This window comes from Mesorhizobium sp. M7A.F.Ca.MR.362.00.0.0, from assembly GCF_004023175.1.
Lineage (GTDB): Bacteria > Pseudomonadota > Alphaproteobacteria > Rhizobiales > Rhizobiaceae > Mesorhizobium.
In genome coordinates this window covers 1-7,882 of the sequence record NZ_RZTF01000308.1, presented here as the reverse complement: position 1 = coordinate 7,882, position 7,882 = coordinate 1, and the positions used below count along the sequence as shown (strand labels likewise).

10 protein-coding genes are annotated in these 7,882 nt (G+C 61.2%); 5 read left to right on the top strand and 5 right to left on the bottom strand.

Going from position 1 to position 7,882, the window contains the following annotated elements; genetic code table 11:
• Positions 1-113 precede the first annotated feature (113 nt).
• The 3 genes from EOC06_RS27820 to EOC06_RS27810 form a co-directional block, all read right to left on the bottom strand.
• On the bottom strand, positions 114-392 hold the full coding sequence (locus EOC06_RS27820; protein WP_127808528.1) for a hypothetical protein: 279 nt from the start codon (positions 390-392) through the stop codon (positions 114-116).
• A gap of 101 nt (positions 393-493) precedes the next feature.
• Complete coding sequence (locus EOC06_RS27815) at positions 494-1,186, bottom strand: thioredoxin family protein (RefSeq protein ID WP_128309291.1); 693 nt, start codon at positions 1,184-1,186, stop codon at positions 494-496.
• 147 nt (positions 1,187-1,333) lie between these two features.
• Positions 1,334-2,386, bottom strand: a complete 1,053-nt coding sequence (locus tag EOC06_RS27810) for a TadE/TadG family type IV pilus assembly protein (RefSeq protein WP_128309290.1) — start codon at positions 2,384-2,386, stop codon at positions 1,334-1,336.
• Positions 2,387-2,667: 281 nt separating this feature from the next.
• Here EOC06_RS27810 and lepA point away from each other — a divergent pair, with 281 nt between their 5' ends.
• Complete coding sequence (lepA, locus tag EOC06_RS27805) at positions 2,668-4,473, top strand: translation elongation factor 4 (protein ID WP_128305633.1); 1,806 nt, start codon at positions 2,668-2,670, stop codon at positions 4,471-4,473.
• A gap of 175 nt (positions 4,474-4,648) precedes the next feature.
• On the opposite strand, the gene EOC06_RS45180 is transcribed toward lepA, so the two are convergent.
• The gene (locus EOC06_RS45180; RefSeq protein ID WP_128309289.1) at positions 4,649-5,221 is read right to left on the bottom strand and encodes an ImmA/IrrE family metallo-endopeptidase; all 573 of its coding nucleotides are present in this window, start codon (positions 5,219-5,221) and stop codon (positions 4,649-4,651) included.
• Positions 5,222-5,670: 449 nt separating this feature from the next.
• Between EOC06_RS45180 and EOC06_RS27790 the strand changes: the two genes are divergently transcribed.
• The 4 genes from EOC06_RS27790 (at position 5,671) to EOC06_RS40335 (ending at position 7,279) form a co-directional block, all read left to right on the top strand.
• Positions 5,671-6,051, top strand: a complete 381-nt coding sequence (locus tag EOC06_RS27790; protein ID WP_128309287.1) for a DUF1508 domain-containing protein — start codon at positions 5,671-5,673, stop codon at positions 6,049-6,051.
• 59 nt (positions 6,052-6,110) lie between these two features.
• Complete coding sequence (locus EOC06_RS27785) at positions 6,111-6,335, top strand: DUF2188 domain-containing protein (RefSeq protein ID WP_128309293.1); 225 nt, start codon at positions 6,111-6,113, stop codon at positions 6,333-6,335.
• Between the two features lie 10 nt (positions 6,336-6,345).
• Positions 6,346-6,558 carry a hypothetical protein gene (locus EOC06_RS27780; protein ID WP_128309286.1) on the top strand — a complete coding sequence of 71 codons (213 nt, stop codon included), beginning with the start codon at positions 6,346-6,348 and terminating at the stop codon, positions 6,556-6,558.
• 208 nt (positions 6,559-6,766) lie between these two features.
• Positions 6,767-7,279, top strand: coding sequence for a hypothetical protein (locus tag EOC06_RS40335; protein WP_164898770.1), 513 nt, complete (start codon positions 6,767-6,769; stop codon positions 7,277-7,279).
• 154 nt (positions 7,280-7,433) lie between these two features.
• Here EOC06_RS40335 and EOC06_RS27765 read toward each other — a convergent pair whose 3' ends face one another.
• Positions 7,434-7,616 carry a hypothetical protein gene (locus tag EOC06_RS27765; RefSeq protein WP_128309285.1) on the bottom strand — a complete coding sequence of 61 codons (183 nt, stop codon included), beginning with the start codon at positions 7,614-7,616 and terminating at the stop codon, positions 7,434-7,436.
• Between the last annotated feature and the right edge of the window lie 266 nt (positions 7,617-7,882).

The window sequence follows — 7,882 nt, the reverse complement described above, 5'->3', positions numbered from 1 at the left end:
CCTGCCTACCGGCATCCTCTCCCCGTCACTATACGGGGAGAGGATGCCGGTAGGCAGGTGAGGGGCAGAGCCAAGGGCCGCCCTTGTGAATGAACGGCTGAGACGCGGCAGAACTAGTTGGCCGGAGCCATCGCATCCGTTGCCGGTTTCATCGCATCCGTCGCCGGCTTCATGGCGTCGGCGGCCGGCTTCATGGAATTGGTTTCCATCGGATCGGCCGGCTTCATTGCATCGTTTGCAGGCTTCATCGCATCCGCGGCCGGTTTCATGGCATCTGCAGCCGGCTTCATCGCGTTGGTCGCGTCGTCGGCGCGAGCGATGCCGCCGGCAAACAGCGCCGTCGAGCACAAAGCGAGAGCGAGCGCCGGCAGCGTCAGGCGGGAAATGGTCATGATGATCTCCTTGGGTTGGTCGTGAAGGCGCGCCCTCTTGGCGGCCGTGCTATGCGGCGCCGCTCCATGCGGCGTTGCGCAATCTCTTGTCGAAGCGTGATCTAGTTTGTCGCGGCGGCCAGGATCGGTCCGCCACCGGGCGACTGCACGAGCACGGCGGTGCTCAGGCCGCCGGATGCGGCGGGCAGCGGATACGTCGCGGCCGCGCCGGTCCAGCCGCCGAGTTTTTCGAGCGCATGCACGACATTGGCGTGCGGCAAGGTGCGGCCGGTGTTTTCGCCGCGCGACACCGGCACCTCGACGACGCCCTTGGCATAGTGCACCAGCCAGACATCGGCGTGGCCGCCAGGTGCGGCGCCGGCGCCGATGCTGATCTTGCCGCCATCGAGGGACAATGCCGGGCCACTCGTCCGGCCGCTCACCGAGATCAGCTTTTCGATCTCGCCGGGTGCGGCGCCGACGACATCGGCATGGCCGTTGACCACCACTTGCGGCGTGAACGGCCCATCATGACCGAGCGCCGGCTCGTAACTGACCTGGCGCCGGGTGAATTCCTGCTTTCCGAAACTATCCTTCCAGCCGAGATAGTCCCAGTAGGTGACGTTGAACGACAGCGCCAGCACGCCGGGCTGGTCCTTGACCCTGATCAGATTGGCGTTGGCCGGCGGGCAGGACGAGCAGCCCTGGCTGGTGAACAGCTCGACCACGCTGAGCGGCTGCGCGGCCGCCGCCCCGAGCGACGCCGCCAGCGCGAGCGCTGAGAGGCTGGACACTGTGACGAACTTGCGGGACATCGGCTTGCTCCGTGGGCAGCGGCGCCTGGAAGCACCGCTGATATCCCCACTTCGCCGCTGTCGGCGCCTTCGTTACAGCGCTCACAGGTTTGTGATCGCTAGCGTTCTTCCTTCTCCCACAAGGGAAGAAGGCAAGAAGAGCAGCTTCTACTGCGTCAGCCGCGTGTTGTTGGGCCGCTTGTTGAAGTCGCACTTGCCGGTGACGTTGTAGAAGAAGTCGGCGTTGCTGACGGGCGCCGGGACCTTGTTGCCGCCGTCTTCCCAGGCCTGGTAGGCTGTCGAGCCACAAGGAACGAGGCCAAAGATATCAACGATCTGGCCGGTCGCCATTTCGGCCGGGGGGATGTCCTTGCTTGTCGAGCTATAGAGCCGGTTGGACGTGGCCGGATCGTTCGAATAGAGGTTTTGCGGATTGCCAGATGGGACGTTCATCTGCAGATATAGGCCAGCCATCTGGCTGACGTCGATTGAGGCACCGGCGGTGTTGCCGGCAGCCATCGTGTCGACACAGTAATATTTCGTGCCAAACTGGTCTGTGTTGAGCGTCACCCCGTCAGGCGCCTTTTTGCCGACCTTGCAAACCTGCGTCTGGGCAACCGTGGCGACTCCCAGACTGTCGATCTTGCTGACGGTGGTGGTGCCGTACCCTTTGGGATCCGTGCCGCCGCCGTATTTGTAATCGATCGTCATCAGAGGCTTGCCCTCTTTCGCACCGAACATCGTGCCGTAGAGCGTCATTGTCTTGTTCCAGTAGCCCGACACGCCGGTGACCTTGAAGGTCGCCTCCACCAAAGCTGGCGCCTTGTTCACTGCCGACGTGACACCGATCGCCACCGTGGGGATCCTGGCCATCTGCATGAACACGGTCTTCATGGCGAAACTCGCGGTGGCCTGCGCGGTGGCGGTGCCGTTGGCGCTGACGTCGAAGCTGTTCAAGGTCGCGGTGCCCTGTCCGCCGTTTTCTTTGTAGGTATCCTGGAGCACCACCTGGCGCTGCGGCTTCGTCGAGGCCGTGTCCATCGTGGTGATCGACAGGATCGCGGCGTCGAGTGCCGCCTGCTCGGTCGACCTGGTCTGGACCGCGGAGGTGTAGTCGACGGAAAAGCCAACCGCGGTGATCAGCGGTATCAAGGCGAGAACAAGTATCGGTGCGAACGAGCCGCTCCGCGACTCGATAAAACTGCCTGCAAGCCCCCGCATGCCTTCGTCCTTACATCAGATATTTCCCTCCGCTAACATGCCGATCACAAATTATGCTCTAACGCGTGTGGTTAAAATTTATCGATTTTTCGAGCAATCCGGGGGAAAAGGCGACAAGTGCCCGCGCCGCTTGCCCTGCAATGGCCCGCCGCTTGCCTCGACAGCCGCCTGCTCTGCTTTCCCGGCAACGGCTGTACGGCTTGCCGGGCAACGGGCCGCGCCACATGTGCGGCGGCAGCCTGCCGCTTGCTCGGGCAAGCCACCCCTGCTAAACGCGCGCCATGAGCACGCCCCTCGACCACATCCGCAATTTCTCCATCGTCGCCCATATCGACCATGGCAAATCCACGCTTGCCGACAGGCTGATCCAGCTGACCGGCGGGCTGGAGCTGCGCGACATGAAGGAGCAGGTGCTGGACTCGATGGACATCGAGCGCGAGCGCGGCATCACCATCAAGGCGCAGACGGTGCGGCTGAAGTACCGCGCCAACAATGGCGAGGACTATATCCTCAACCTGATCGACACGCCCGGACACGTCGACTTCGCCTATGAAGTGTCGCGTTCGCTGGCCGCCTGCGAAGGTTCGCTGCTGGTGGTCGATGCCTCCCAGGGCGTCGAGGCGCAGACGCTGGCCAATGTCTACCAGGCGATCGACAACAACCACGAGATCGTCGTGGTGCTGAACAAGGTCGACCTGCCGGCCGCCGAGCCCGAGCGCATCCGCGAGCAGGTCGAGGAGGTGATCGGCATCGACGCCTCCAACGCCGTGCTGATCTCGGCCAAGACCGGCCTTGGCATTCCGGACGTCCTGGAGGCCATCGTCCACCAATTGCCGCCGCCGCGCGAAGGCGACGCGACCGCGCCCTTGAAGGCGATGCTGGTCGACAGCTGGTACGACGCCTATCTCGGCGTCATCGTGCTGGTGCGCGTCATCGACGGCGTGCTGAAAAAGGGCCAGACCATCCGCATGATGGGCACCGGCGCCAAGCATCTGGTCGAGCGCACCGGCGTGTTCACGCCGGCCCGCATCAATGTCGACGAGCTCGGCCCCGGCGAGTTCGGCTTCTTCACCGGCTCGATCAAGGAAGTGGCCGACACCCGCGTCGGCGACACCATCACCGAAGACAAGCGCACCACGGCCAAGGCGTTGCCCGGTTTCAAGCCGGCGCAGCCGGTGGTGTTCTGCGGCCTGTTCCCGGTCGACGCCGCCGATTTCGAGGATCTGCGCGCCGCGGTCGGCAAACTGCGCCTCAACGACGCCAGCTTCTCCTTTGAAATGGAAACCAGCGCCGCACTCGGCTTCGGCTATCGCTGCGGCTTCCTTGGCCTCTTACATCTCGAAATCATCCAGGAGCGGCTGGAGCGCGAGTTCAACCTCGACCTGATCGCCACGGCCCCGAGCGTCGTCTACCGGCTGGCTCTGACCGACGGCTCGATGAAGGAGCTGCACAACCCGGCCGACATGCCCGACGTGGTGAAGATTTCGGCCATCGAGGAACCGTGGATCCGCGCCACCATATTGACCCCCGACGACTATCTCGGCGGCATCTTGAAACTCTGCCAGGACCGGCGCGGCATCCAGGCCGACCTCTCCTATGTCGGCAAGCGCGCCATGCTGATCTACGATTTGCCGCTCAACGAAGTCGTCTTCGATTTCTACGACCGGCTGAAGTCGATCTCCAAGGGCTACGCCTCCTTCGACTATCACCTGACCGACTACCGCGAAGGCGACCTGGTAAAAATGTCGATCCTGGTCAATGAGGAGCCGGTCGACGCGCTCTCCATGCTGGTACACCGCACGGCGGCGGAAAAGCGCGGCAGGCAGATGTGCGAGAAGCTGAAGGAGCTGATCCCGAACCATCTGTTCAAGATCCCGATCCAGGCCGCCATCGGCGGCAAGGTCATCGCCCGCGAAACCATCTCGGCGCTGCGCAAGGACGTCACCGCCAAATGCTACGGCGGCGACGTCTCACGCAAACGCAAGCTGCTGGACAAGCAGAAAGAGGGCAAGAAGCGGATGAGGCAGTTTGGGAAGGTCGATATTCCGCAGGAGGCGTTTATCCAGGCGCTGAAGATGGGGGATTGAGAAGCCGGTTGGCGCGCACAGCGCGCCAAGTCATCGATCCGGTGGATCGATGACAGGCTTCGAAAGCGGGGCGCTGCCGGAGGCAGCGGGCCCCCGCCAGCGCGGCATTGACGCTGCGCGGTGGAGATTAGCCGCAATGTCGATGGAGATGCGAATTGCGGGCGTAAGCATTATGCTAAGTGCGCTTTCTTGCTCTATTAATCGCCCAACGGCGCGCATCCGTAATTTGAACGCGATGCGTCAGCAATTTCAGGCTAACCCCATAATAAGCCGCGGCCTCCGCTAAAGAGGAGAATCCTTCGATGGCAAATAGTGCCGCAACCTTCGGGACCAAAAGCGTAAAACCCAGCTGATTAGCCTCCAACTCTGCGCTCGCATCGTAGTTGCGGCAACTCTCTCCAATTAGCGGAGGTTTAGGGGGATGTCCCAGTATTATGTGCGCGACCTCGTGCATTATATTAGAGGGCTGCCGGTTTGGGTGCTGGTAGTCATTATGAAGGATAACTCTGCGAGTTCCAAATGGGATGGTGGTGGCCGAGAACAATGAGTTTCCTGGGCCTGCAAAGAAGGCCTTCTCGATAGGGCCTACCCCTGGAAAAGTAGAAAGATCGTGAACCGGAATTGACAAATGTTCGCAAAGAATTCTCGGCGAGAGCGGCGCGTGCCGCTCAAGACCTAATTCTTGTCGATATTCTTCCGCGTATTCTTCGGATTCGACTCTAAATCCGTGCCTAAGTTTCGTCCCCATCTATATCTCTTCTTCTCAAATGTTCGTACGCAGATTTCAGCATATTTTCCAAAGCGATAGCCCCTTCTCCAGATAAATTCTTATCAGCGCGCAATAACGCGGTGATTTCCGCTAGCGGTTCGGCGTTTCGAGCGCTCGTTTCTGTCGGCCTATAAAAGCTACTCACGTCCAATTTGGACCAACTCGCTAGCGCCGCGAGCCCATCAATGTCTGGACGTTTACCTTGGCCCATTCGTGTCAGCGTAGACGCAGCAACCCCTGCCTGAGCAGCTATCTGTTTCCATGTAAGACGCCGAGCTTGGCGAACGCTGTCCAACGCTGAATAGAACCCTTCGGCGTCGAAGCGTGGATTCGACATGTCATCTCCAATTTCACTGTTGCAATTCTCCCTGATTCGTGCCAACTATCAGCACAATTGCAATCTAGCAATTACAAGGCAGGAGAGCAACATGTATCGCTTCAAGATCAAGGACTCAGCAAATGGTCTGTGCCACGTTCAGTTTGTGTACAGCAGTCAGGTGATGGTCTGGTCGGAGAACTACACCGCGAAGGCCAGCGCTCAGAACTGTATCAGTTCGGTCAAAGCGAACGCGCTCTATGCCCCGATCGTCGACACCACCATCGGAGAGTCGGCGACCGGCGCTCGCTTCGAAATCCTACTCTCGAAGGACAACCAGTATTTCATCCGTTTCAAGGCGCAGAACGGTGAAACGCTGGTGTGGTCGGAAGAGTACACGGCGAAGCACAATGCCAAGAGCTGTGCCGAGTCCGTAAAATACAGCGCAGCCGGTGCGCCGGTCGACGATGAGACGTCTTCGAAAGCTGCCTAGTGGTGGCGACACCCGGCGCCGAACGGCGCCGGGTCAACTTTTCAGATGAGGGATTGATGATGACAAAGCGTAACCAGCATATCGTCCCGCACTCAGGCGGGTGGGCAGTCAAAGGTGCCGGCGCACAACGGGCGTCTTCGGTGCACGACACTCAAAAGGCAGCAATCGACGCCGGGCGCGGGATCGCCCGCAATCAAGGCACGGAGCTACTCGTGCATGGCCGGAACGGTCAGATTCGCGAGCGCGATTCACACGGACACGACCCGCACCCACCCAAAGGCTAAGGAGGCTACTATGGGCATTTTGTTTAAGTACAAAGGCCGTTCGTTTTCGTCGGCTCGTTCGATGATGCAAGTTGTCCAACGGGATATCGCTGACGGGATTGAACGCAACATAAGAAACGCGGCCATCTCAGCGGGCGCCAAAACCAAGAAAACTGCGCAAGGGCTAGAGATAAGTGGCTCATCAACTCAGTTGGATCGATTCCGCCGCCGGCTCGAAAAATGACCGTTTCAAGGTACGAGGGCGCGTTGAACCGAACGCGCCCTCTGTCAGAAGCATTGCGCGCATAGAACACCCCTTCAACACCACTAGCATCTCGTTTGTACTCCCTCACGCCTCGCGCTGACCGAAATCAAATGTGCGCCGGACAACGACAGCGCATTGGAGAACGCCCCACCCTGGCGTATCCTCTCCCGCCTTGGGGAAACATCACATGCGCACCACATCAGACACCGTCGCCGCGATCGGCCTCGCCATCGGTGGTGCCTTCGGCCTGGCCGGCACCTTCGTGGCCAGCGCTCCACTGCGCGAAACACTCTGGACCATCGACGGCGCCGCACTGGTGGTCGCCACCGCGCTGCTGACGATGAAATACCAGCGGCTGGGCAACGACTGCGTCGCTGCCGGGTTCCTGACCTTCCTGGCCGGAGAGACCCTGCTGATGGCGGGCAATGCGGCGGGGCTGGAGGCCAGCGTGCCCTCCTATGTCGGCGGCATCTCGCTGTGGGCGGCCGCACTGCTCATGGTCAGCGCGCCGAAGACCTTCGCCCTGTGGATGCGGCTCACCGCGCTGGTGGCGGCCGTGCTGTTTGTCGTGTCGGCTTGCATGATCCTCTGGGGCGCGCCCTTGCTGCCCACCTCTGCACCGCTGCCCGCCGCCGGCTATCCGTTCCTGGTGCTGACCTTTGTTGGCTGGATCTGGACGTTGGTGAGGGCGGAGCGGTGAACCTTTGTCCGCTTCCGTACCAAACGTCCGGCCTGGTTGATCCGGCACTAGCAGAGCGGTAAAAACTCCGGGCGGCGGACCCTTATCAGGTCGCCAATGGCCGGCGCGGGCTCAGGCAACTGCCTCACCGGCATTCGCGCCGGCCATTTCTGCTTCACTTGCGAATGATCCAGTCGACGAGGCCGCTGTCGACATGCGCCTTATCAGTGAGTTTGCGCACCAAGGCCTTGGCGTGGTCCGCCCATTGCGCCTCAGGGATGAGGTGTTCGGCAATGGATGTCTTGAATGCCCTTCGCAACGCATGGAAAGTAAGCGCGGGGCCGTGGGGTCCTTCCATTGCATTGCTCCCGACGGGGGCGGGAGCACGCTGACACTCTCAAGCACCAGCGCCCATACAGTGGCCAGCGACAGCGGAACCATGCGCCCTGTGGCGGCGGCGGTCCACCGCCTGGCACCGCACGTTTTGCGCCGTATATGAAATATAGGTGCTGGCGATGCGCGCTGACGCGCCTTGCCTCAACCTCACGGAGCAGGGAAGACCAATGTGGGCGCTGCCCCTCACCTGCCTGCCGGCATCCTCTCCCCGTATAGTGACGGGGAGAG

What these genes read in the sequence shown, in the direction of transcription:
- EOC06_RS27815 (WP_128309291.1), bottom strand. Translation starts at nt 1,186, where the DNA reads ATGTCCCGCAAGTTCGTCACAGTGTCCAGCCTCTCAGCGCTCGCGCTG.
- lepA (WP_128305633.1), top strand. Translation starts at nt 2,668, where the DNA reads ATGAGCACGCCCCTCGACCACATCCGCAATTTCTCCATCGTCGCCCAT.
- EOC06_RS27820 (WP_127808528.1), bottom strand. Translation starts at nt 392, where the DNA reads ATGACCATTTCCCGCCTGACGCTGCCGGCGCTCGCTCTCGCTTTGTGC.
- EOC06_RS45180 (WP_128309289.1), bottom strand. Translation starts at nt 5,221, where the DNA reads ATGGGGACGAAACTTAGGCACGGATTTAGAGTCGAATCCGAAGAATAC.
- EOC06_RS27810 (WP_128309290.1), bottom strand. Translation starts at nt 2,386, where the DNA reads ATGCGGGGGCTTGCAGGCAGTTTTATCGAGTCGCGGAGCGGCTCGTTC.
- EOC06_RS27785 (WP_128309293.1), top strand. Translation starts at nt 6,111, where the DNA reads ATGACAAAGCGTAACCAGCATATCGTCCCGCACTCAGGCGGGTGGGCA.
- EOC06_RS27780 (WP_128309286.1), top strand. Translation starts at nt 6,346, where the DNA reads ATGGGCATTTTGTTTAAGTACAAAGGCCGTTCGTTTTCGTCGGCTCGT.
- EOC06_RS27790 (WP_128309287.1), top strand. Translation starts at nt 5,671, where the DNA reads ATGTATCGCTTCAAGATCAAGGACTCAGCAAATGGTCTGTGCCACGTT.
- EOC06_RS27765 (WP_128309285.1), bottom strand. Translation starts at nt 7,616, where the DNA reads ATGGAAGGACCCCACGGCCCCGCGCTTACTTTCCATGCGTTGCGAAGG.
- EOC06_RS40335 (WP_164898770.1), top strand. Translation starts at nt 6,767, where the DNA reads ATGCGCACCACATCAGACACCGTCGCCGCGATCGGCCTCGCCATCGGT.